Origin of the sequence: Tardiphaga sp. OK245 (assembly GCF_900108575.1) — a bacterium.
Lineage (GTDB): Bacteria > Pseudomonadota > Alphaproteobacteria > Rhizobiales > Xanthobacteraceae > Tardiphaga > Tardiphaga robiniae.
Map to the genome: position 1 here is coordinate 435,277 of NZ_FNWZ01000002.1, position 22,013 is coordinate 457,289.

Here is a 22,013-nt window from a genome sequence, read left to right on the forward strand (position 1 = left end):
CTGTTCGAAATCGACGGGCGCATCGATGACCTGAGCATCGGCATGGCTGAGGCGAAGAGACTGTTGCACGGTCATTTCAAATTCTCGCTTCCGAATTTCGCTCAATGTTTCTGAAAAGCCGGGTGCCAGGACAATGTCAGCCGTTCCAGCGCGCGCGAGGCGCTGTCGGCGACCTTACCCAGCAGGGCATAGATCAGGATGCTGAGCACCACGACGTCGATCTGCATGAATTCACGCGCCTGCATCGCCATGTAGCCAAGGCCCGACGAGGCCGCGATGGTTTCGGCCACGATCAGCGTCAGCCACATGATGCCGAGCGCAAAGCGCACACCGACGAAAATCGACGGCAGCGCGCCCGGGAAGATCACCCGGCGGAACAGTTCGCTGTTGCGCATGCCATAGATGCGGCCCATCTCGATCAGCTGCGGATCGACGGTGCGGATGCCGTGCAGCGTGTTGAGATAGATCGGGAAGAATACGCCAAGCGCAACCAGGAACAGCTTGGCCGACTCATCGATGCCGAACCACAGGATGACCAGCGGGATCAGCGCCAGATGCGGCACGTTGCGCACCATCTGCAGCGTCGTGTCGGTGAGCTTGCTGCTGAGCTGGGACAGACCGTTGGCCAGACCGAAGGCAAAGCCGATGCTGCCGCCGATCAGGAAGCCGACGGAAGCACGCCAGAACGACACCCAGATATTCTGGGCGAGTTCACCCGAGATCAGCAGCTTCCACCCGGCCAAGGCGACATCGGTCGGCGCCGGCATCACCCGCGCCGGCACGTAACCGGTCACGCAAGCGGCCTGCCAGACGAGCAGGATGACCAGTGGCACGATCCATTGGGTCAGGCCATCGATGCGCGGCAAGCGAAAGCTGCGAATGCGGGGAAGGATTTCAACAATGCTCATGATGGGGTGCCTGTCGGAATTACGAGGCGCTCTGCGCGCGATGCTCATTGGCAACGATTTCACCGACCGGGCCGGTGCGCGTGCGTAGCGATGTGACGTTGTCGTGCTGTTGCAGCGACAGCAGCGGAAAGACGAGCTCGGCGAAGCGATAGGCCTCCTCGAGATGCGGATAGCCGGACATGATGAATGTATCGACGCCGACGTCCTGATATTCCTTGATGCGCGCCGCCACCGTCTGCGCATCGCCAACCAGCGCCGTACCGGCGCCACCACGTACGAGGCCGACACCGGCCCAGAGGTTCGGGCTGATTTCGAGCTTGTCGCGACGGCCGCCATGCAACTGCATCATGCGCTGCTGGCCGACCGAATCCTGCCGGGCCAATGTCTTCTGCGCATTGGCGATGACGTCGTCGGTGACATATTGAATGAGTTCGTCGGCAGCCTTCCATGCGGCTTCGTTGGTCTCGCGCACGACCACATGAAGACGGATGCCGAAAGACAGCTTGCGACCGCGCTTTTCGGCAGCAGCCTTGACGCGCGCGACCTTCTCGGCGACCAGCGCAGGCGGCTCGCCCCAGGTGAGATATTTGTCGACGGTGTCCACCGCGACATCGATGCCGGCATCCGACGAGCCGCCGAAATACAGCGGCGGGCGCGGCGACTGCACCGGTGGGAAGATCAGGCGACCGTCTTCAATCTGGATATGCTTGCCCTGCACATTGACGGTCTTGCCGGCCAGCAGGTCGTTATAGACGTTGAGGAATTCGCGGGTGACGGCATAGCGCTCGTCATGCGGCAGGAAGATGCCATCGCCCTTGTTCTCGACGGGATCGCCGCCGGTCACGACATTGATCAGGAGGCGACCGTTGGTGACGCGGTCCAGCGTTGCAGTCATGCGCGCGGCGACGCTCGGCGATTGCAGGCCTGGCCGAACGGCCACGAGATAGCGAAGCTGTTCAGTCCACGGGGCCACAGCGGATGCGACCACCCATGAATCCTCGCAGCTGCGCCCCGTTGGCAGCAGCACGCCGAAATAGCCCAGCTGATCGGCCGCCTGCGCGATTTGGCGGAGATATTTGAAGTCGATGTCGCGCGCACCATGGGTCGATGCCAAATAGCGTCCATCGCCGTGGGTCGGCAGGAACCAGAGAACATTGGCTTTGGATGGATTGCTCATCGGCGACGTCTCTCTCGCATCGGGCGACCATTGCGGCGTCGCGAGAGGATGGTGTCATGACATAAGTCTGTCGAGTGGCCCGGAAAAATAGCGACGTGCGCACTGTGACTTAGGTCGATGACGAGGCGTTCCTTTCAAACTTCCGGGCATATGCAGCGCATTTTTCTCCGCCAATCTTGCATCCCGCGGCGATCACAACCGCGTGGGCCGGAATGCAAGGGCTCGCCCGGCGATCAGCGCGACTGAGTGGAGAATTTCATGCTGAGATCACGGCGCGTGGCACCCTGATTGTTTTGCTCAAAGGCTCGTCATGAGAATGGTCGTGCAGGCCGTCATTGAGCAATCTAGCGCTTTTGCCGGCGGCATTGACGCTTTGTTAATGACGTCAGCACCGCTACCGCTCCAAATCGCGCGGCATTTACACAACTACCCGCGTTTTGCGAACCGATTTAACCAAATCGACAAGGCGTTTTGCGAGGCTCGGCCACCATGCAGAACGCATCCACCTCAGGCTCGTCGGCCTCTCCAATGGACAGCGACCGCCCGACCGCAACCTCTTCGACCGAGGCTGCTACCGGATTCGTGGATAGCGATGCCGCACGCGAATTGGAGATGCTGCGCGAGATCGTACGCATGCTACCGGCCTCCGTCACTGTGCAAGACGATCAGGGCGACTTTCTGCTGGTGAATGATGCCGCGGCAATCCAGTTCAATGCATCGGCAGACCAATTCAACAGACCCGATCCGCAATCGCATTTTCTGGTGCAAGCACTGACGCATCGACGAACGACTGCACTCGACCTGCTGCAGTCCGGCCGCTCCGCGGTGTTCGAGGAACGCGTCAATTCCGAACGCGACAGGCGCGTGTTCCTGACCACGCATCGTCCGGCGCGTATCGGTGATCGTAGCGTGCTACTGTCCAGCGCCACGGATGTGAGCCGGCAGAAAGAGATGGAAGAGGAGTTGTTTCGTCGCGCCTATTACGACGAGCTGACCGATCTGCCGACGCGGCGCGTGATCGAGAAACATGTCGGCGACATCATAGGCCATTCCGGCGAGACATCGCATTTCGCGCTGGCCTTCCTCGACATCGACAATTTCAAGCACATCAACGACTATTACGGTCACAGCGTCGGTGATGCGCTGCTGGTGCAGTTCGCCAAGCGACTGGCGCTCGACCTGCGCGGCACCGACATGCTGTCGCGGATTTCCGGTGACGAATTCCTGCTGCTGCTGAACCCGATCCAGAGCCAGCAGGAGGTCGCCGAATATCTGGAACTGCTGGTGCAGCGGCTGCGTGCGCCGTTCTTCATCGACGGCTCCGAAGTATTCGCTTCAGCCTCGATCGGCGTCAGCCTCTATCCCGAACACGGCCGCAACTACGACGCGCTGCATCAGAACGCCGATATCGCGATGTATCGCGTGAAGAATGAGACCAAGGGCGCTGCGGTGTTCTTCGACTCCAGCATGGAGAGCGAGGCGCTGACCCGCATGGCCACCGAACAGTCGTTGCGGCTGGCGATTCTCGACAAGCGGTTCTGCTGCGCGTTTCAACCGAAGGTCGATATCCGCAGCCTGGAGATCAAGGGTATCGAGGCCCTGGTGCGGCTGCGTGACGACGATGGCGTGATCCAGGCACCCAGCACCTTCATCAATCTGGCAGTCGAACTCGGCCTGATTGACGAGCTCACCCATCTGGTGCTCGCCGAGATTATGAAGTCGATCGACCTGATCGACGAGACCTTCGGCGCCACCGCCAGTATCAGCATCAACGTCGCCGCCAAACAGGCTGGCAACCCGGAATTCATGCGCGCCTTTGCCAGGGCCATCGAGGAGACCGGCTGCCCGACGCGCTTCATGGTCGAAGTGACCGAAGACGCATTCGTCGCCAAGACGCATTTCCAGGACGACATTCTGCCGATGTTCCGCGCGCTCGGCGTCGGCATCTCCATCGACGATTTCGGCGTCGGCTATTCGTCGTTGTCGGCGCTGGCGGATATCACCGCCGACGAGATCAAGATCGACCGATCCTTCATTACGGACATCCACAAGCGCCCGCGCAGCCAGGGCATCCTCCGCGCCATCGAGTCGCTCAGCGAAGCGCTGGGCATGACCGTGATCGCGGAAGGCGTCGAGACCTTCGAGGAACTGGCCTATCTTCAGGCCGCGACCAAGATCCGCTATGCGCAGGGCTATTATTTCTCCAAGCCGATTTTTCTGGAAGAACTGCAGCCACAGGCACGCACCAGTAGCGACCTGCGCGGCGCATCATCGGCTCGCCCGGCACCAGATGCCCGTCCCGCCTATTCCCGCTCCGGCGGCCGGGGTTATTGAGGCACCGCCCTCTCCCGTCATTGTCATCCCTTAACCACATCCCATCTGCTAAGGGACTGAAAACCACGCGCTACGCATCACCAGAGAGCCCCCATGCCCGTCGTCCCGCTGTTTCTGAATATCCTCTGGATCGTGTTCGGCGGATTGGGAATGGCAGTCGGCTGGCTGATCGCGGCCGTTGTGATGGCCATCACCATCATCGGCCTGCCCTGGGCCCGCGCCGCCTTCAATATCGCCGCCTATACGCTGCTGCCGTTCGGCCAGCGCGCCGTTGACCGCGAGGCCGTCACCGGCCGCGGCGACATCGGCACCGGCGTCTTCGGCCTGCTGGGCAACATCATCTGGCTGGTACTGGCCGGCTGGTGGCTGGCGATCGGCCATCTCCTGGCAGCGCTGGCCCTGGCGATCACCATCGTCGGCATTCCCTTTGCCTGGGCACATCTGAAGCTCGCCGGCATCGCGCTATGGCCGATCGGCAAGGTCATCGTACCGGCCTGACGCGCATTGCGTTGAACAAATTCAAATTTTCTCGTTGAGAGTGCGCCGCGCATACGCGTGATTAACTATTTCGCTCAATGGTGAAACGAGGTGGGCCTCGGGCGCCGGAGTGATTATGCGTAAGCTTCCTTTTTTGATCGTTGCAGGTTCTTTCACGGCGGTTGTCGCCGCGGGCGCTGGCGCCTGGCATTTCTTCGGGCCCACCGGTGCTCAGACCAGTGCGAAAGCCGATAAAGGCGAGCTCACCACCGCCTCGATCGACACGCGCGCGCCGAAGTCGAATTCGGCCGCACCGACCGAACCGCCGCCGCGCGTGCAGGCTGTCGCAGCCGCACCGGCTGCCATGCCCGTGGCTCCCGCGGCGGAAAAGCGCCCGACCATCGCCAAGCCCGTCTGCAACAATCCGAACGCGCTCGGCGTGTCACGCACCGTGCAGATCGACACCACCGGCGGCCCCGGCCTTGGCATGTCGCAATATCGCGACTACGACTTCCTGCAGCCCGGCGAAGTCGTGCTGACCTTCGACGACGGCCCGTGGCCGGTGACCACGCCTGCCGTGCTGGCTGCGCTCAGCGCGCAATGCGTACAGGCCGTGTTCTTCCCGATCGGCAAGCATGCCACCTGGCATCCCGCGGTGTTGAAGCAGGTGATCGCGGCCGGCCATTCGGTCGGCACCCATACCTGGTCGCACCAGAACCTGGCGACCAAGACCCCGCAGGAAGCCAAGGACGAGATCGAACGCGGTATCAGCGCCATCACCCTGATGGCCGGCCAGCCGCTGTCGCCGTTCTTCCGTTTCCCGCAATTGCGCCAGAATGCGGAGCTGAAGGCCTATCTCGCCGAGCGCAACATCGCCGCCTTCTCCATCGACATCGATTCCGAGGACTTCCGCATCCACAATGCCGGCAAGCTGGTTGCCTCGGTGATGGAAAAGCTGAAGAAGAAGGGCAAAGGCATCATCCTGATGCATGACCTGCACAAGTGGTCCGCCGCCGCGGTGCCGGACCTGCTCGCTCAGCTCAAGGCCGGCGGCTACAAGGTCGTGCATATCCGCGCCAAGGACACGCTGCCGACCATCGCAAGCTACGACGCCGCCATCGCCGCCGAACTGCAGCCGGTGAAAACCAGCAATGCGCGCCCGATTTCCAACGTGATCCAGACGGTCGACTAACACCTGATCCACTCGGGTTGAACCGAATCGAGGCCGGGGCGGCACCGCTGCCCCGGCCTTTTTTGTGTTTCGTGGCAAGGCGCGCGGCGAAACAAAACGATCCCCCGACGAAACCATTATCCACCTCGACGCAGACCGCCCGAAACCGGGCATGGTTATCCATCTGTCCAACGACGCGGCACACAGCGCCGCCCAACAGGGACAGTCAGATGCGCATCATCGGTTTCATCGTCGCCTTCTCGTTCGCCTTTGCCGGCCCGTCATTCTCCGGCACCGCGATGAACGACCTGCCGGGTATCGGCACCTTTTCCTACAACGGCGCGCAGATCGCCCCCGATACGGCGACCGCGAAATTCGCCTATCTGACGCTCACGCGTCGCGCCTGATCGCACCCCTCCCCTCCGATATCCCCAGACACAGAAAGCCATCACCATGACCTCATTCAGCGCACATCTGATCGGACACACGCTCAAGGCCGCCACTGTCGGCGCAATCCTGATGCTGTCGGCGACGGCGAGCCAGGCCCAGTCGGCGAGCCCTTTTGCCGGCTTTGACGGATCGTGGAGCGGTAGCGGCACCGTGTCGCTGTCGGATGGCTCCTCCGAACAAATTCGCTGCCGCGCCACCTACAACGTTGTCGGAGGTACCGCGCTGAAACAGTCTCTGCGCTGCGCAAGCGACAGCTACAAGTTCGAACTCAGCAGCGATGTGAAGAGCCAGGGCAATCAGGTAACCGGCACCTGGGGCGAAGCCAGCCGCAATATCTTCGGCAATCTGCAGGGCAGCGCCGGTGGTGGCCAGATCGATGTCTTCGTCGAGGCCGCCGGCTTCGCCGCCAACCTGACGCTGACCACCAAGGGCAACAAGCAGCTGGTTTCGATCAGCTCCAAGGGTCAGATCCGCGACGTCTCGATCAATATGATCCGGAGCTGACGCATAACCTATGCGGCTTGATGCCGTCGACCCACAGCATCAAGCCCACTGCCTGACACGAGTGTTTTGATGCCCGGTTGCCGCCTGCGCCTGATCACGCGAAGCAGTGGGTTTTCAATTGTGAGATGCACGATGATGCCCGCGCCGCCGGCTATGGCGACATAACACAGCATCATCATTGTCGATGCTTCGGGCGTTGGCAGCTGAAGCCATCGCTCATTACCTGTTTTCATGACGTCGAAAACGATCGGATGCGTGAGATAGATGGCGTAGGACGCATTGCCGATCAGAATAAGCGGCTGCCAGGTTATGGCACCGCCGGCATATTCGACAAACAGCGCACTGGCGACAATCACGACCGGCGCGGCTGCGGCGAGCGCCATATAGACCGACGGCGTGACGCTGTTTGCCCATAGCGGTCCCACGAATTGTGACCCATAGCAGAGTGTGACGAGTGCGGCGCCGATCCAGACAATGGAGCGTTGTGGTGCAGCGGGAGCAAAAACCTGCAACGCATAGAAGATCGCGATCCCGGCGATGAAGAACTTCGTATAGTCGAAGGACAGATAGTGGCAGGCAGCCGCCGTGCAGACGGCGGCCGCGGCATAGTTCAACGCCACCAGGCATCCGACAACGATCAGCGGCGCCAGACGGCGGCTGATCACAAGCGCGGCTGCGAAGATCAGATAAAAATACACCTCGTAGTTCAGCGACCAACCGACATTCAGGATCGGATATTTGTCACCGATCGGCGCGAACATCAGGCTGCGGCCGACATAGGCCCAGAGCGGCTCGGACGAACGGCCATCCAACGGCTTTGCCCATGTCTCTGCCTCAAGCAGCGCAGATCCGAACATCACGACAAGAAGCACGGCTGTGCACAGCCAATAGAGCGGTGCGATCCGCTCCAGGCGCTTGGCGAGAAAATCGTCATCACCCTTCCGGGTGATGAAACACATGATGAAGCCGGAGATGACGAAGAAGGTGGAGACCCCGAAGAATTCGGTGTGCCAATCGCCCGCGAACTTGTAGCCGGTGTGGAAGAACACCACGCCAAGGGCAGCTATGCCGCGCAACACCTGCAGATTTGACAGCATGGGCCTCCCTCAACCGCCCGTCGCGGTCGGGGGCAAACCTCTGGCAGAGACGAGAGTTCCGCCGATCCGGAACTCTTGCGGGACAAAGAAGGCGGCGAGGTGACGCCAGCGGTCAGAAGCCGTAAAGCCGTGCGGGATTGTCGACGAGGATTGTCTTGCGAAGCGCCGCGTCGGGCGCCCACACCGCGAGCTGGTTCAGCAGGCGGCCGTCGTCAATCTGAAAGAGCGGCGTGACCTCGGTCGGCTTCCTGCCAGCCGGCGTCACCGAATCCGGATGCGGCCAGTCGGTGCCCCAGATGATCCGCTCCGGATTGGCGGCGATCAGCGCCTTCGCCAGCGGTGCGACGTCCGGGTAATCTGGCCCTTGTGTCGAAGCGCGATAGGCGCCGGAAATCTTCACATAGGCCTTGCCGGTTTTGACGAGGTCGAGCAGGTCCGCAAAGCCCGGCTGATCCAGCCCGAGCCTGGCTTCCGCGCCGCCGAAATGATCGAACACCAGCGGCATCGGTGCGCTGGCAACAACATCCTTGATCGCGGATACCAATGGCAGATTGGTGAACATCTGGATGTGCCAGCCGCGCGTCTTCATGCGCTCGATCGCGCCGAGAAGACGCTGCTTGCCGATGGCGGGATCGCTCACGCCGCTGGTCGCAAGATTGATCCGCATGCCGCGAATGCCGGCGGCCTTCATGGCGTCGAGCTCGCTCTCCGGTGTCTTGTCATCGATAACAGCAACGCCGCGCGCATCGTTGCCCCGCGCCTTCATGCCGAACAGGGTCGCCGAATTATCAGTGCCGTAGATGCTGGGCGTGACGATCACCACGCGCTTGACGCCGAGTGCCTTGTGCAGCGCCGCCATTTCCTCCGGCGACGCCAGTTCCGGCGTGTAGACGCGGCCTGCAAAAAACGGGAACTTTTCGGGATCGCCATGAATATGGGTGTGACAGTCGCAGGCGTCTGCAGGCACCTGGAAATTCACCGGCGTCGCCGGCTGCGCGGCCTTGCCAACCGCAAATCTGTTGCTGAGCACGACAGCCCCCGCGATTGAAGAGAGCAGAACACCGCGTCTGGTGAGCATTGGTTCCTCCCTGATGTCGTGACGCCATTTTGGGCCGGCGTTCACTTGATTGAGGCCAACGTGATCGTTTCGCGATCCATGTCAAGTGTGCTTCCACATGCTGCAAAGCGAAGACGACGGGGATCGCGCTCCTGCTGCACAGCCCGATGCCAAATTGGCTGTGCAGCAGCTCGCTCGCAGTCATGTCACGGTTTGCGGACGGTAACGCGCAGGAACGTCGCCTTCACCGATGTCGTCGAAGGATCGGAGCTTCTGTTCTGGCTCTCGAAGAGCTTTACAAGCTCGCCCTTCAAGGTGTCGGCGCGACCGTCTTTTTCAGCCGCATCGAAGGCATTCATGGTCGGGCCGTAATATGCCTTGAACTGGTCGACGAACTTTGCCGGCGGTCCGGCAAAGTTGAATTCGTAGGAGTCACGAGCGAATGAGATATTTGGCTTCGGAATGCCGGCCGAGGTGAAGCGCTCGACAACATTGTCCTCGAGCCCCCAGGTCATGGGACTTACGAACCCTTCCGGCGGAGGCGGCGAGTAGGATGAGCTGATCTTGAGAATCTGCGCCACCAGAGTGGGATCGTTCGGGATCCAGTTTCCCATCACAATCCGGCCGCCCGGCCGCGTGACGCGAACCATTTCCCTGGCAACATCCGATGGCCGGGGCGCGAACATCGCGCCAAAGATGCTGACAACGAGATCGAAACTGTCGTCCTTGATATCTTTCAGATTCGATGCATCGCCTTCCTGAAAGCGACACGTAACCCCTTCCGCCATCGCGCGCCTGTTGCCGGCGTCCACCAGATTGCGCGCAATATCGACACCCGTGACGATTGCTCCGGCTTTTGCTGCTGGCAGTGCTGTCGTGCCGTCTCCGCATCCAAGATCGAGCACGTCACTTCCGCGCGAGATCCCGATCGACGCAACGAGCGCCTCGCCGCTGGCGCGCATCGTCTCCGCAATACGGGTGAAATCGCCTTTCTCCCAAAGAGCCTGGTTGGGATTCATAGGACATCCTCCAATGTTCGACATGGGAACGGCCGGCGCCTTTGCTCGGTTCGCAGACCGGCGCCCAGGTAGCCGCAGTTATGTCACTCGGCTCTTGTTCTAGGTTCAGCATTCGCGATCGGACGACGTCCCGTTGCCAAACACAGCGTGATTGAGCAAATGGGCGAGGTTCCGGGACAATCACGGGGCGCAACCTGGTCCCCTCGCCCGCGCGAAATACCCACACACCAGCGGCGCAAGCGCGTCCGGGCATCCCGACACGATTCAAACGTGTGATCGTCGCCTGAAAGGAAAGAGGGCAGCGCACCCTCCAACCGAGCCGTTTTCGCCCAAAACCACCCCGGCCAGCCGTTGCCGCCGCCCGGCCAATCGGCTAAATGGACCCTCGAAGCACCCGTAGCTCAGCTGGATAGAGCGTTGCCCTCCGAAGGCAAAGGTCACACGTTCGAATCGTGTCGGGTGCGCCAGATCTTGCTGCGCCGCATTAGACGGCATGGCGACATGCACGGCGGGGTCAAATCCAACGGATTGGGCCTCAGAGCTTTGCCTCCGTTAAGCCGTTCGACCATCAGCACGCAGCGTCTCGTCGATGACATAATCGACCATCGCGTCCTGCAGATGATATTTGCGAACATGCTCGCGCAGATCCAGTGCCATCTGGCGCAGATGCGGCTTGTCGCTCAGTCCGCGCTCGATCACGACCGACAGACTGCCCGGGGTTACGTCGTACAGCAGAACATGCTCGTGTTCTCGAACGGGCGCGTGACGCTCGACCGTCGGATAGTTGAGAACCGGCACGGTCAGACATTGCGCCGCCTCGGCGGTTCGATAGCACTCCCAGCTATAGCCCGACGGCGACCAGGCCAGCCATGCGCTCGAAAGCCGCCGCAGGAACTCGTCATGCGGTAGCCTCTCATGCGGAATATCGACCTTGAGACCCTTGCTTCTCAACGCCTCGAGTTCTGAAAGACCGACACGGCGCACCCACGAATTTTCCGCGACCTCGCCAACGAAAAACACGTCAGATGTCTTTTCCGGAGGTTCGCTATCGGTATCGATCCTTGTTGCAGGAAGCGAAATGGGGCGGATCTTCGCCAGACGTTCGTTCCAGCGCCGATTGCGCCGTATGCGCCGCGTCGGAAGTGCCGGATGGGCCGAGTGGCAGAGAATGTGCCACCGATCGACGGGAAGCTCGCGTTTAAAAGCCGCGGTAGCTTTGTCGAGCAGAAAAAAGTTATGCGAGCCGACGATGAAGGCGTCGTTCATATCCAGAACGGCGATCGGCACGGGAGGCTTCACGAATCGTAGCCAGGAGACGCCGAACACTCTTGTCATCGCGGATAGCGGGCGAAGCGGTTGCCGGAAGAAAGCGCGTAGCCAGTAGCGCGGATGCCACGCCGGGCGTAGTGGCATATAGACGATGATCAGGTCGTATGCCCCGCGTCGCGCCTCACGCATCGCCTTGATAAATCGCCAGGGCGTGCAGTCGGCGAAGCCTTTCGCCGCTCGCCCGCGAGGGATCGGACGTTCCCCCGTCCAGAGCACATCCGTCTCTTCCGGATAGATATCCTTGCAGTAGTGCCAGGAGCCCAATTCGAGGATTCTCGGTCTGGTCCTATTTGGGCTTTCTGCCGTCGCACTCACCGATGGAATTCCTTAACAGACGAGGCCAGCTCACAGGAGTTGCAATAGAACGGGTATCGCCATCACGGATTGATGCGCGACACGACATGAATGCAACAAAAAAGCGCGTCTGACGAGGGCGAAGAAGGCTGCAACATGCCCGTTTGCAAGCGTTTTTGGCGAGCTGCCCTCAAGGCGCCTTTTAGCCTCTCCCAGAGCTACCTGCGATCGGACACCGGCTGTTCACTTGCTGCACCGGCTGCAGTTTCTACAACACTCGGCGGGGACCGCTGCTCAACCTGTTGAAGGTCGGCGGGCATTCCAATTTTCATTTTCCGCACCGCGACCGCTGACGCGGCAGGATCAGTCGATGAGCGCCCCCGCGCCATCACCCATATTCCATGTCGTCAACTGGGCGCACCACGCGCCGTAGCCACATCCTCTACAGGACATGATGAAGCATAACATCCTGAGCGCGCGGCGGACTGGATCCATACCTGGTTGATCATGAAGCTGATCGCATATCAGGGTGGACAAGGCCGAGCGTCGGCACGTCAGATAACCGAACTGTCGGAGCTGAAGCAGGCGCCACACAAGACAATCAATGTCGAGCGAATGCCAAAGGCAGAGCCCATGCCGCAATGCGGCGGGAGCACCATTCCCGTCCTCTTTCAACTCGATCCACTCCAACGATCTTGGTGACAGAAGGTCGTCAACAAGGGACTCATTTTGAATGGATCGAATTTGACAATTCGCAACGTGACTCAGTCGGCAGTGCCTTGTGGCTCGGGCGGCTCCTGATCAGGCGCATCACCAAGCGCCTTTCCCCGGGCGAGACTCCGTTCTTCCTGCACCCTGATATTATGCATCAGAGCTGTGAGGCGACGGCCAGTGATGGGCTGACCATCACCCTGGGTAACGCCCTGCGCAGCGAGGCCCGCAGCAATTTCGGTCCACGTTGCGCCGTCTTCACGGTGCATCCGCTCCAGTTCCCGAAGGTTCTTTCGAATAATTTCAGTCGCGCCGGATTTGATCTTGCCGATCGGCGAATCCTGCCGCTCGGCTTTCAACAATTTCACGTAATCGCGAAGGCTTTTGAGATCGATATCCATGGCCACGGCAATAGTGTCGGTTTCTTAAAACGCCACTTCATCAACCGATGAATAGCCCCTATCGATCTATTATCAAGATTTACGGCATTTAACTCAATGCGCGGATTTACCGATTTGATCTGATAGACTTTGGAGTGAGGCAGCTCGACTCATCTATATTTTTACGAATCAATTTCAATATTCTTTGGGTCGACTTTGATTTGATTGTCTCGCATCTCATTGATCGTGCGCGCGCCATTCTCCATTCCTCGATCAAATCGCCACCCTGTGACGGTCATGAGATGTCCGGCTAGCAGCTCGTGACCACACGAAGACCACACCGATAACTACACAACTCCTATGCGCTCTTGTGCACGACATATCGGTGCGGACAGCACCCGATCATCGTTCGAACGATCTGCATCGTCGTGCGATGAAGATCGACCGTCGGTTGATCGTTTGCGCACACACCTATCTCGACGGCTTCGCGCAAGCTTCACTTGTTACGCCGCTCTTACGATTTGATTGCCACTGCAGACAGTCATGACCAATGCAAAGATCAGCATGACGATGTCCAAGAAACCGTCGGATTCACAGTCGGCCGCTGTGGAAAACGGCAGCCTGTTTCGTGAGCAATCACCGAATTCACACTCCACGCCAAAACCTCACATCGCCGCTGCCGCCGCGATCGACGAGCTTCTCGCCAGCGAGGCGCGGGCAAATATGCAACGCGCTCGCATTTCCACTCGCGAAGACCCGATCAAGGCAAAGGTGCGCTTCACTGTGCCGCCCGCCCGTATTGTCGCAAGACCGTTACAATCGCCGGCATGGAAAGCTCCATTCTTCTCCCTGGCAATGGTCGTCGGCCTGTCAACGCTCGTTTCCGCTGGCGCGATTGCCTATCTGCTCCTGCGGCCGATGACATCTTCAGCCGTATCTGATGCGGATCTTCGCAGCATTCGCGATTCCGTCGCGCAGCTACGACGGCAAGTTGCGGAGATGACCGGCGATGTGGCGAGCAGTCGCGCTGCCGCTGAAGCTGCCCGTACGCAGGCCGCCGAACAGGCAAGCCGCGCACAAGATCGCGCCGACCGCGAACAAACCGCTCTGGCTGCGAAATTTGCACGCATTGCCGATGAAAAAGCACAAGCGGTACAGGTCGCAGCCACGCTGGCGAATACTGCCGATATCACCGGCACGGTGCAGCCTCAGGCGCAACGGCCAGCAAGTACGTCACGCGAAGTTATTCCCGGCTGGCACGTGCGCCGCGCCTATGATGGCGTCGCAGTGCTCGAGGGAAAGACCGGCGTGATTGAGGTCGTGCCGGGGCAGGATGTCCCTGCTCTCGGGCGGATCCAGGAAATCAAGAACGAAAACAACCGCTGGCAGGTTCTGACCAGCAGAGGCGTCATCCTTTCAGGTCGCTGAATTGATGCCTCGATCTGACTGATCGATACTAACGGCCACGCACAGGCAGGATGCTCGTGACACGCTGGATGACTACCAAGGACGACGCCGACAAGATCGGCAACTTCGGATTCGTATCGAACGATCCGAGCGCCCTATATGGCACGCTCTTGAGAGCGGATATCAGTATTGGCCGATGCCGACTGATATCGGACCCACGCAATCGCATGTTGCTGCCCCGCACATGACGAACAGACTCTCGCTCCATATGCCCGCGCACGACAATCAATGCGTTTTGCCGTGTGGTACTGCACTGGTTCAAACCGGTGAAGTGGCGATTGCATCTGTGACGACACGCTGTGAGATAGTTCGATGCAAAAAGGGTCTGACTAAATCGTCGCCCTTCATGAATTATCCACTTGTTAGTTTGCTTCAACTGCATGGTTTGCATGCACGACTCTTTGCAAATTTGTGCACCTCGACTACTTGATGATGCGGTATCATCTTGATGACCAGTATGCCGATTCGCGTGTGTGACAACTCGGGCAAGTTCAGCCGATCAAAGCGCCAGATATCGACGATACGGCACGCGATCGGCCACCTCCCCCGTTTTGACATTAGCGCTGGTTCGGTTCTGCCACCGACCGTGCACGACCATGAGATGTCATGTCGTGTTCACATAGCGAGAGGGAGCTCTCTGAAACTACGGATGAATGCAAGCCGGAGAATGTGAGCTGACCGCATCACAGCATTGGGTATCCCGTAAAAAGCGACCGGGCCTCCCATTTGCAAGTCAGCGAATCGCTCAAAGGCCCATCCATCCGCTCAAGTAACTGTTGTGTTGCGTCTTCAAGACAAAAATGGGGCGAGTGCGCCTAATTCGACCCCATAACGATATCAAGGCGAACACGCAGGGGATTAAAATGTTTGTTGTAATCGATGACCGAGAGGGCGTCACACAAGGCTATGCGGCCGGGTTTGATCGCGAAGGGGTTGTATCGATTGGCTTCACTTCTACAGACTTTCGCGATTGGCTGGAATGTGCCGTTGGTAATGATTTAACTGTCATTCGGGCCTTTCTGCTGGGCGATTGTCCGGATCGGACGAGCATCCCATCCAGTATCCGCAACAGGTCACGGGCGCCGATTATTGCGCTCAACAGCCTGAAGCACCTCAAGCAGACCATTGAGTTATTCGAAGCTGGCGTCGATGACGTCGTTCACGCACCGGTCCACGTCCGCGAGATCATGGCACGAACGGCAGTTATTCGCCGCCGCACCATCGATCAGCATGAACCGGCACAAACGAGCGTAATTCGTGTCTTTCTCGATGGCCGCGACCCGGAGGTTGCCGGTCGCACTTTGGTCCTGCCACGACGCGAACTACGCATTCTCGAACACCTAGTCGGGCATCAGGGCAAATGGCTGACGAAGACCCAGCTCTTCAACGCCATCTACGGGCTGTTCGATGCCAGCTTCGATGAGAATGTGATCGAAAGCCATGTGAGCAAGCTGCGCAAGAAGCTACGCGATCATCTCGGCTTCGACCCAATCGAATCGAAGCGTTATATGGGTTACCGGCTGGACGATCTGAAGTCTCGTCCCGCTAACGAAGCGCCTATTTCAAAAGCGAACTAAGGCTCACGCCTTACGCGCAAGAGGACGCCGACTACGGCGTTGGCGTCCACCGCCTCCTCGAACTGCTGTGCAAGACACAGAGCTTCTCGCTTAACGCGAAGTACCACACATCCACCACGCCAGATCATTGAGCATCACCGTACCACAGCGATGACCACTCGCTGTAGTCTCAGCGGCGAATCTGATCCTTCGACACATAGTTGAAATCCTGCACCAGGACTTCCTGCAGCGCCTCCGTCTGCAGACGCTTGTTGACCTGCGCGCGCACCGTCTGCGCAAATTGCGTGAGGTCGTAACGACCGAGATTCTTGAAATCGAGCTTCTGGTCGCCATAGATCATACGGAATGCTTCATCGACGACGAACGGCTCCGGTGGCACCGGAAGCTGACGTAGGACTTTGGCGTTAGCAGTGAAGACGAGCTGGGTGACGATATAGCCCTGAACGCTGCCGTCGGCGATCATCGGCACATTGATCACCTTGACCTTTTCATAAACCAGACCTTCAGGTTGGTCCTGCTTCGCGGGCAATGCGGCCGCAGTCTCCTTCCAGTAGGAGATCCCGAAACTGGTACCCACAGTGACGAGGCAGGCCCAAATGCCCGTGATCAGCAGCTTCATCATTTGCGCTTGCCTGCGATCGCCAGGGAATAGGTGCCGTCCGATTCAACCTCCTGGATCGAACGCGCGATGATGGCCGAGACCTCACGCACCGCATCGAGATGGATCTGTAACGCCGCTTGATTACGGATCAGGCTGGCGCGCAACAGTGTGAGTTGCGGCGCGACGCGCGGATCGTTCTTGATGTCCTGAGTCAGCCGCATCGCGCGAGTCAGCTCGAGCAGACCACGGTTCTTGCGCTGACTGAAGCCGTCGAAGTCCACTACGGCGCGAACCTCAAGCTTCTCCGTCTCTTCGTCGATGGTTGCTTTCAACCGATCAATCGCGGTCAGCGCGCTGCTTTGGGTGCCGAGCCATTGGCCAGGCGTATCGTCCGCCTCGCCGGAAATGGGGGCTTCCTGCACTGCCGACTCAGGAAGGTCGGTCTCAGGCAAGGCCAGAGCCTGCGCCTCGACGGGGATGACTGAGGTCTGCTGTTCGATCTGTTCCATGTCGATCTCTACTGTCATGGCCGGATTCGGCCGTTAGCCTTCGGAAGTTGGAGCCGATGTCGGGCGCGATTTGGCCAGTTGCTTGGCGATGCCGACGCCGTTGCCCTTGGCCATTTCATTGCCGATCTGCTCGGCGAGCATCGAACGCCAGATATTGCCGGCAGTACCCTTGCCGAATACGTCCTCGGCGTCCTTCGGCAGCATCGTTTCCACGAACATCTGCAGCACGAAGGCTTCGAACTTGCGGTAGACCGGATTGCTTCCCTCGGCCTTCCGGATGATCGGCGTTGACGTTATCTCTCCGCCGCTGACGGGGGCAGACTTCGCGCTCTGGGCGGCCTGCCCTGCGGCAAACTCGTCGGCGACCGCAGATGCGAAGTTCGCCTCGCCCGCCGGCGCCATACGCTCAAGCCTCGTTGCCGCGACGCGTTGAGCGGCCGGATCCGCCGCCTTCATGACATCCGCAATTAGATCGTTCGATACCGGCGCGACTGTCATGCCACGCTCCCCGCAATTGCGAGATTTCTCATCGGTCTACGCTCCCTCGATCGACCGCCGGACGGCCTTGTCGACTTCATCTTCCAGAACCCGCTTTTCATCGGCCCGAACCGTGCGTCCGACCGCCGACTTCACCATCTTCAGCGCATGTTTCAGCTTGCGGCCTTCGTCGCGTGCATGCGCCGCCAGTCTTTCCCTCGTCTTGGCTACGACGCCTTGCTCGATGCTGGCGGCGCGCAAACTCTGGCTCGCCGTCTGCACGGCGAGGTCCGGAAGCTTGCTCTCATCATTGAACCCTTCCAGAATGAGGCGCTGTTTCTCCTCGAGCTGGTTCTCCCGTGCCTGGCATTCCATCAGCTGCCACTCGGCAATCCGGTGCAGCCTTGCCTGCACGGCGGCGATACGGCGGATCTTGTGGTCGCGCTTCTGCATGGTTCGTCACCCGGACAGCCAGGATGCGAAAGCGATACTGAATTGCAGCACCATTTCGCGGCCCGTGAGATAGAGCAGCAACAGACCGCCAGTGAGTACAAAGGGAATCGAGATAAAGTAGACGGGAATGCTTGGCGTCAGTTTATTGGCGAGACCAACCGCGAAATTGACGATGACAGCATAGACGACGAAGGGACTTGCGACCCGGAGCGCCAGCGTAAAGGCCATGGAGAGATGATCTACGAGTTGCGTTAGCCCGCCCTCGGCGCTGATCCCGGTTGCCGGCAACCAGATCTGATAGGACCCGACCAGGCCGCGCAACAATTCCCAATGCTGGTCGGTTACAAAGAAGACCACCGTCGCAGTCAGCGTGATCAGCGGCACCAGCGCCGGCACATGCTCGCCATCGTCGGCGACACCAGGGAGGGTCAGACCGATCCCCGACGCGACGAATGTAGCCATCGTTTCCAGCGCCGCGAAGAACATGCGTGCAGTGAGTCCAATGACCAAGCCCACCATCAGCTCGGACATGATCAGGCGGAGGAGATCTGGCGCCGTCGCCGCTTCCACAGCAGGCCGGACCGTAGACTCCAGCAGAGGTGTGAGCATCAAGGTGACGCTGATGGCGAGGAACAACCGGATCTGCGTCGGGATATTGACGCGGGAATAGCCCGGCGCCACCATCATGCAAGTCCCGATGCGGCAAAAAATCAGGAACGTGGCCAGGATGGAGACGGAGCTGCTTGCGATCAAGACACGGCTCCGAGCGACATCACCTCGGCCCCCCGCGCGATCTCCACATGCGACAGCACCGGCAGCGTGGGGAACATACGTTCGGTGATCATGCGCACATAAGGACGGACGTCAGGCGGCGCGACCAGCACCGCAGTGTCGCCATTGGCAGCCGCCTTGCGGACCGCAACCGACACGTCATCCGCAAATTGCTCAACCAGCCGCGGATCGGCATCGAATTCCACGATCTCACCCTTGCCGTCGCGTTTGATGCTCTGATGGAAAGCAAGATCCCAGCGATTGCCGAGGCGGAGCACCTTGAGCACGCCGTTGTCGGCGAAATCGCCGCAGATCTGCTGCGCAATGCGCATCCGTACATGCTCGGCCACATGCTCGGACCGACGCACATGCGGCGCGATCTCGGCGATGGCTTCCAGAATGAGATGCAGATTGCGGATCGAGATCCGCTCGGCGAGCAGAAGCTTGAACACAGCCTGTAGCCCTGAATAGGAAATCTGCGATGGCACCATATCCTCGATCAGCCGCTTGTATTCGGGATCGAGCCGATCGATCAGTGCGCGGGTGTCCTTATAGGTAAGGAGCTGGGCCAGATTGTTGCGGACGACCTCGCTGAGATGCGTGAGGAGCACCGAGATATTGTCAGCGATCTTGAATCCATCCTGTTTGACTTCATCAATAAACGTCTCCGGAACCCACATCGCCTTCATCCCGAAAGCGGGTTCGATTGTCTCGTCGCCCGGAACATCGGGCTTCCGATCGCCGTCAAACAACACGAGGGACTCGCCAATGCGCAATTCGTGATGGGCCACGACGGTGCCGTAGATCTTGATACGATATGACTTCGGCCCGATGGAGAGGTCGTCGGTCAGCTTGATCTCGGGAATGACGAAGCCATATTGGGCGGCGAAACGCCGCCGAACCTTGGCGACGCGATGCGCCAGTTCGCCATGGGCATTCAGCATCTGGATCGCAAGCTGACTGCCAACGCAGAGCTCGACATCGGAGGTCTTGAGCAATTCCTTGACGGAATCCCTGTTCTCGATCTGCGCTTTTTCCTGAACCTGCGCGATGCGCGCCTGCTCGACCTTCGCACGGGCGGCCTGCTGGCGCGGCAGCGTAAAGCTCATAAACGCCATGGCGCTGCCAAGCAGCGCGAAAGGCAGAAATGGCAGGCCGGGGAGCAGACCGAGGGCGAACATCATCATCGCGGCAACTGACTGGGCGCGCGGATACTTGCCGAGCTGTTTCAGCACCATTTGCTCAGCGGAGCCGCGCGTGCCTCCCTTGGAGACGAGCAGGCCGGCCGACAGCGACACGATCAGCGCGGGGATCTGCGAGACCAGGCCGTCACCAACGGAGAGCTTGGTGAAGACGTCAGCGGCGCGTGACAGTTCCATGCCATGATGAGTGACGCCGATGATGATGCCGCCAAAGATGTTGATGGCGGTGATAATCAGGCCGGCAATGGCGTCGCCGCGCACGAATTTCGAGGCGCCATCCATGGCGCCGAAGAACGAACTCTCTTCCTCCAGCTCGTGGCGCCGACGCTGCGCTTCCTTGTCATCGATCAGACCGGCCGACAGGTCGGCGTCGATCGCCATCTGCTTGCCGGGAATGGCGTCAAGCGAGAATCTGGCGCCGACTTCGGCGATACGCGTCGCACCTTTGGTGATCACCACGAAATTCACGGTGACGAGAATTGCGAAGATAATCAGGCCGATGACGAAGTCGCCGCCCATCACGAACTTGGCGAAGCCGGCGACGACGTAGCCCGCGGCGTGCTCTCCCTCACCGCCATGCGACAAGATCACGCGCGTGGTCGCCACGTTCAGCGCCAAACGCAGGATGGTGGCGATCAGCAGCACGGTGGGAAATGCCGAGAAATCCAGCGGCCGCTGAATCCACAACGACACCATCAGGATCAGCGCGGACAACGCGATCGAGAAGGCCAGGCCAAGGTCGATCAGGATCGTCGGAACCGGCAGCACCAGCATCACCAGAATGGTGACGATGCCGAATGCAAAGGCGACGTCCGTGCCGGCCCGCCGTTCGGCCGGCAGGGCTGAAATCGTTACGTCGGCCATGGCAATTCTCGCGCGAATATCATGGCCGCACTGTGCAGCGCCGACCTTGCGTGAAGATGGTGGAGACGATGGCGGCTAGAAGCCGCGTTCGATCCGGCCGTAGAGCACTTCGGTGAAGGCGAATATATGGGCTCCCATGAAGGAGCCGGTGACGGCGACCACGATTAACATCACCACGATCTTGGGGATGAAGGTCAACGTCATTTCCTGCACCTGGGTTAGCGCCTGCAGGAGGGCAATGACGATGCCCACGAACATCGCGGCGCCAACCGCCGGGCCGGCGGCAACGATGATAGTCCAGATCGCCTGCTGGGCGATATCGAGGGCGTCGCGCTCGTTCATGGTTCAGCTAATGGTAATGCCGGGCCCGAGCTGGACCTTCGTGCCGTTTTCGAGCGTCGCAACCGCACCGCCCTGGATGATATAGACTTCCTTGATCTTGCCGGTCGTGCTCGTTCCGCTTTCATCCGTGAATGAAGCGGTACGGCCGATCAGGCCTTCTGCCTGGGTAATCGCGCTGGTTGACAGCAGCGTATCGAGCTTCGCATTGGTCTGAACCGCCTGTTCGACGGACGACAGCTGTGCAAGCTGGCTCATATATTGGGTTGAATCGGTCGGATTGGTGGGATCCTGGTTGCGCATCTGCGCGATCAGAAGCCGCAGGAAGCCGTTGTAGTCGATCATGCTGGTCGACTTCGGCGGCGTCGTCGACGTGTCTGTCGTGGATTTCGCGGTATCTACGCCGTTGACGATCATCTCGCTCTCCCTGGGTTAGGCCACGACCGGCAGCAGCATGTCGGCGCTGCCAAGGATCGCCTGTTCGACTTCGAATAAGGCCCGGATCTTCCGCAACGCCTCGTAATAACGCTTCGCCTCGACGAGCTCCTCGATCGCATCGAGGCCTTGCAGCAATTCCTTGTTGTCGGCGGCCGCGTAAATCGCGCAACGCTGATGCCCAAAAACCGCACGCGCCTGCTCGATATCCCCCGGGCTCATCAACATCAGTTGCACAACGAAATAGAGCTGCCGGAGCGGCGTGGTCGCGTCGGCGACCTGCATGACCTGACTTTCCAGCAGAAAAGTCACGTCGTTGATCAATTCCAGCGTCACCTTACGGTCGACCCGCAAAACTGCGCCGTTAATATAGATTTTCTCGCCCGATCGCAGCGATATGCACATTGGCT

The 22,013-nt window shown here is 59.8% G+C and carries 23 protein-coding genes and 1 tRNA gene; 8 read left to right on the forward strand and 16 right to left on the reverse strand.

Annotated elements, in window-relative coordinates:
- Window positions 1-101 precede the first annotated feature (101 nt).
- Window positions 102-908 (reverse strand): aliphatic sulfonate ABC transporter permease SsuC, encoded by an 807-nt coding sequence (gene ssuC, locus BLW80_RS08680; RefSeq protein ID WP_093757644.1) that lies wholly within the window; start codon window positions 906-908, stop codon window positions 102-104.
- 19 nt (window positions 909-927) lie between these two features.
- Complete coding sequence (gene ssuD / locus BLW80_RS08685; protein WP_068730429.1) at window positions 928-2,085, reverse strand: FMNH2-dependent alkanesulfonate monooxygenase; 1,158 nt, start codon at window positions 2,083-2,085, stop codon at window positions 928-930.
- A 612-nt stretch (window positions 2,086-2,697) separates the two neighbouring features.
- Here ssuD and BLW80_RS08690 point away from each other — a divergent pair.
- The 5 genes from BLW80_RS08690 (at window position 2,698) to BLW80_RS08705 (ending at window position 7,021) form a co-directional block, all read left to right on the forward strand.
- A complete protein-coding gene (locus BLW80_RS08690; protein WP_244528170.1) occupies window positions 2,698-4,419 on the forward strand; it encodes a putative bifunctional diguanylate cyclase/phosphodiesterase in 1,722 nt (573 codons plus the stop codon).
- Window positions 4,420-4,512: 93 nt separating this feature from the next.
- Window positions 4,513-4,917 carry a YccF domain-containing protein gene (locus BLW80_RS08695; RefSeq protein ID WP_093757646.1) on the forward strand — a complete coding sequence of 135 codons (405 nt, stop codon included), beginning with the start codon at window positions 4,513-4,515 and terminating at the stop codon, window positions 4,915-4,917.
- 115 nt (window positions 4,918-5,032) lie between these two features.
- Window positions 5,033-6,088, forward strand: coding sequence for a polysaccharide deacetylase family protein (locus BLW80_RS08700; protein WP_093757647.1), 1,056 nt, complete (start codon window positions 5,033-5,035; stop codon window positions 6,086-6,088).
- 209 nt (window positions 6,089-6,297) lie between these two features.
- A complete protein-coding gene (locus BLW80_RS30225) occupies window positions 6,298-6,474 on the forward strand; it encodes a hypothetical protein (RefSeq protein WP_170849619.1) in 177 nt (58 codons plus the stop codon).
- 46 nt (window positions 6,475-6,520) lie between these two features.
- Window positions 6,521-7,021: a hypothetical protein gene (locus tag BLW80_RS08705; protein WP_093757648.1), complete on the forward strand. Its 501-nt coding sequence runs from the start codon at window positions 6,521-6,523 to the stop codon at window positions 7,019-7,021.
- A gap of 8 nt (window positions 7,022-7,029) precedes the next feature.
- On the opposite strand, the gene BLW80_RS08710 is transcribed toward BLW80_RS08705, so the two are convergent.
- The 3 genes from BLW80_RS08710 to BLW80_RS08720 form a co-directional block, all read right to left on the reverse strand.
- Entirely contained in the window at window positions 7,030-8,118 is a 1,089-nt protein-coding gene (locus BLW80_RS08710) for an acyltransferase family protein (RefSeq protein ID WP_093757649.1), read from the reverse strand.
- A 112-nt stretch (window positions 8,119-8,230) separates the two neighbouring features.
- Entirely contained in the window at window positions 8,231-9,196 is a 966-nt protein-coding gene (locus tag BLW80_RS08715) for an amidohydrolase family protein (protein ID WP_093757650.1), read from the reverse strand.
- Window positions 9,197-9,381: 185 nt separating this feature from the next.
- The gene (locus BLW80_RS08720; protein ID WP_093757651.1) at window positions 9,382-10,194 is read right to left on the reverse strand and encodes a class I SAM-dependent methyltransferase; all 813 of its coding nucleotides are present in this window, start codon (window positions 10,192-10,194) and stop codon (window positions 9,382-9,384) included.
- Window positions 10,195-10,584: 390 nt separating this feature from the next.
- Here BLW80_RS08720 and BLW80_RS08725 point away from each other — a divergent pair.
- Window positions 10,585-10,661 (forward strand) — tRNA-Arg (locus BLW80_RS08725).
- 85 nt (window positions 10,662-10,746) lie between these two features.
- On the opposite strand, the gene BLW80_RS08730 is transcribed toward BLW80_RS08725, so the two are convergent.
- Both BLW80_RS08730 and BLW80_RS08740 read right to left on the reverse strand, forming a co-directional pair.
- Complete coding sequence (locus BLW80_RS08730) at window positions 10,747-11,838, reverse strand: glycosyltransferase family 1 protein (RefSeq protein WP_139285796.1); 1,092 nt, start codon at window positions 11,836-11,838, stop codon at window positions 10,747-10,749.
- A 743-nt stretch (window positions 11,839-12,581) separates the two neighbouring features.
- Window positions 12,582-12,929, reverse strand: coding sequence for a hypothetical protein (locus tag BLW80_RS08740; RefSeq protein WP_089263456.1), 348 nt, complete (start codon window positions 12,927-12,929; stop codon window positions 12,582-12,584).
- Window positions 12,930-13,451: 522 nt separating this feature from the next.
- Between BLW80_RS08740 and BLW80_RS08745 the strand changes: the two genes are divergently transcribed.
- Together BLW80_RS08745 and BLW80_RS08750 are read left to right on the forward strand one after the other, a co-directional pair.
- On the forward strand, window positions 13,452-14,336 hold the full coding sequence (locus BLW80_RS08745) for a hypothetical protein (RefSeq protein WP_093757654.1): 885 nt from the start codon (window positions 13,452-13,454) through the stop codon (window positions 14,334-14,336).
- Between the two features lie 902 nt (window positions 14,337-15,238).
- A complete protein-coding gene (locus BLW80_RS08750; protein ID WP_093757655.1) occupies window positions 15,239-15,952 on the forward strand; it encodes a response regulator transcription factor in 714 nt (237 codons plus the stop codon).
- Between the two features lie 169 nt (window positions 15,953-16,121).
- Here BLW80_RS08750 and BLW80_RS08755 read toward each other — a convergent pair whose 3' ends face one another.
- The 9 genes from BLW80_RS08755 to flbT all read right to left on the reverse strand — a co-directional run bounded on the left by BLW80_RS08755 (window position 16,122) and on the right by flbT (window position 22,008).
- Complete coding sequence (locus BLW80_RS08755; protein ID WP_089263453.1) at window positions 16,122-16,574, reverse strand: hypothetical protein; 453 nt, start codon at window positions 16,572-16,574, stop codon at window positions 16,122-16,124.
- Window positions 16,571-17,062, reverse strand: a complete 492-nt coding sequence (locus BLW80_RS08760) for a hypothetical protein (protein WP_244528069.1) — start codon at window positions 17,060-17,062, stop codon at window positions 16,571-16,573. The genes BLW80_RS08755 and BLW80_RS08760 overlap by 4 nt, the downstream gene beginning before the upstream one ends.
- A gap of 33 nt (window positions 17,063-17,095) precedes the next feature.
- Window positions 17,096-17,560, reverse strand: coding sequence for a rod-binding protein (locus tag BLW80_RS08765; protein ID WP_093757656.1), 465 nt, complete (start codon window positions 17,558-17,560; stop codon window positions 17,096-17,098).
- 36 nt (window positions 17,561-17,596) lie between these two features.
- Complete coding sequence (locus tag BLW80_RS08770; RefSeq protein WP_093757657.1) at window positions 17,597-17,992, reverse strand: hypothetical protein; 396 nt, start codon at window positions 17,990-17,992, stop codon at window positions 17,597-17,599.
- Between the two features lie 6 nt (window positions 17,993-17,998).
- Window positions 17,999-18,745 (reverse strand): flagellar biosynthesis protein FliR, encoded by a 747-nt coding sequence (gene fliR / locus BLW80_RS08775; protein ID WP_089263450.1) that lies wholly within the window; start codon window positions 18,743-18,745, stop codon window positions 17,999-18,001.
- Complete coding sequence (gene flhA / locus BLW80_RS08780; protein ID WP_093757658.1) at window positions 18,742-20,829, reverse strand: flagellar biosynthesis protein FlhA; 2,088 nt, start codon at window positions 20,827-20,829, stop codon at window positions 18,742-18,744. The genes fliR and flhA overlap by 4 nt, the downstream gene beginning before the upstream one ends.
- Window positions 20,830-20,904: 75 nt before the next feature.
- Window positions 20,905-21,171, reverse strand: a complete 267-nt coding sequence (gene fliQ, locus BLW80_RS08785; protein ID WP_068729862.1) for a flagellar biosynthesis protein FliQ — start codon at window positions 21,169-21,171, stop codon at window positions 20,905-20,907.
- A 3-nt stretch (window positions 21,172-21,174) separates the two neighbouring features.
- Window positions 21,175-21,585, reverse strand: a complete 411-nt coding sequence (gene flgD / locus BLW80_RS08790) for a flagellar hook assembly protein FlgD (protein WP_093757659.1) — start codon at window positions 21,583-21,585, stop codon at window positions 21,175-21,177.
- A gap of 15 nt (window positions 21,586-21,600) precedes the next feature.
- A complete protein-coding gene (flbT, locus tag BLW80_RS08795) occupies window positions 21,601-22,008 on the reverse strand; it encodes a flagellar biosynthesis repressor FlbT (protein WP_093758186.1) in 408 nt (135 codons plus the stop codon).
- Window positions 22,009-22,013 lie beyond the last annotated feature (5 nt).

Coding starts and splice junctions, on each gene's coding strand:
- ssuC (WP_093757644.1), bottom strand. CDS start 908: ATGAGCATTGTTGAAATCCTTCCCCGCATTCGCAGCTTTCGCTTGCCG.
- ssuD (WP_068730429.1), bottom strand. CDS start 2,085: ATGAGCAATCCATCCAAAGCCAATGTTCTCTGGTTCCTGCCGACCCAC.
- BLW80_RS08690 (WP_244528170.1), top strand. CDS start 2,698: ATGCTGCGCGAGATCGTACGCATGCTACCGGCCTCCGTCACTGTGCAA.
- BLW80_RS08695 (WP_093757646.1), top strand. CDS start 4,513: ATGCCCGTCGTCCCGCTGTTTCTGAATATCCTCTGGATCGTGTTCGGC.
- BLW80_RS08700 (WP_093757647.1), top strand. CDS start 5,033: ATGCGTAAGCTTCCTTTTTTGATCGTTGCAGGTTCTTTCACGGCGGTT.
- BLW80_RS30225 (WP_170849619.1), top strand. CDS start 6,298: ATGCGCATCATCGGTTTCATCGTCGCCTTCTCGTTCGCCTTTGCCGGC.
- BLW80_RS08705 (WP_093757648.1), top strand. CDS start 6,521: ATGACCTCATTCAGCGCACATCTGATCGGACACACGCTCAAGGCCGCC.
- BLW80_RS08710 (WP_093757649.1), bottom strand. CDS start 8,118: ATGCTGTCAAATCTGCAGGTGTTGCGCGGCATAGCTGCCCTTGGCGTG.
- BLW80_RS08715 (WP_093757650.1), bottom strand. CDS start 9,196: ATGCTCACCAGACGCGGTGTTCTGCTCTCTTCAATCGCGGGGGCTGTC.
- BLW80_RS08720 (WP_093757651.1), bottom strand. CDS start 10,194: ATGAATCCCAACCAGGCTCTTTGGGAGAAAGGCGATTTCACCCGTATT.
- BLW80_RS08740 (WP_089263456.1), bottom strand. CDS start 12,929: ATGGATATCGATCTCAAAAGCCTTCGCGATTACGTGAAATTGTTGAAA.
- BLW80_RS08745 (WP_093757654.1), top strand. CDS start 13,452: ATGACCAATGCAAAGATCAGCATGACGATGTCCAAGAAACCGTCGGAT.
- BLW80_RS08750 (WP_093757655.1), top strand. CDS start 15,239: ATGTTTGTTGTAATCGATGACCGAGAGGGCGTCACACAAGGCTATGCG.
- BLW80_RS08755 (WP_089263453.1), bottom strand. CDS start 16,574: ATGATGAAGCTGCTGATCACGGGCATTTGGGCCTGCCTCGTCACTGTG.
- BLW80_RS08760 (WP_244528069.1), bottom strand. CDS start 17,062: ATGGAACAGATCGAACAGCAGACCTCAGTCATCCCCGTCGAGGCGCAG.
- BLW80_RS08765 (WP_093757656.1), bottom strand. CDS start 17,560: ATGACAGTCGCGCCGGTATCGAACGATCTAATTGCGGATGTCATGAAG.
- BLW80_RS08770 (WP_093757657.1), bottom strand. CDS start 17,992: ATGCAGAAGCGCGACCACAAGATCCGCCGTATCGCCGCCGTGCAGGCA.
- flhA (WP_093757658.1), bottom strand. CDS start 20,829: ATGGCCGACGTAACGATTTCAGCCCTGCCGGCCGAACGGCGGGCCGGC.
- fliQ (WP_068729862.1), bottom strand. CDS start 21,171: ATGAACGAGCGCGACGCCCTCGATATCGCCCAGCAGGCGATCTGGACT.
- flgD (WP_093757659.1), bottom strand. CDS start 21,585: ATGATCGTCAACGGCGTAGATACCGCGAAATCCACGACAGACACGTCG.
- flbT (WP_093758186.1), bottom strand. CDS start 22,008: ATGTGCATATCGCTGCGATCGGGCGAGAAAATCTATATTAACGGCGCA.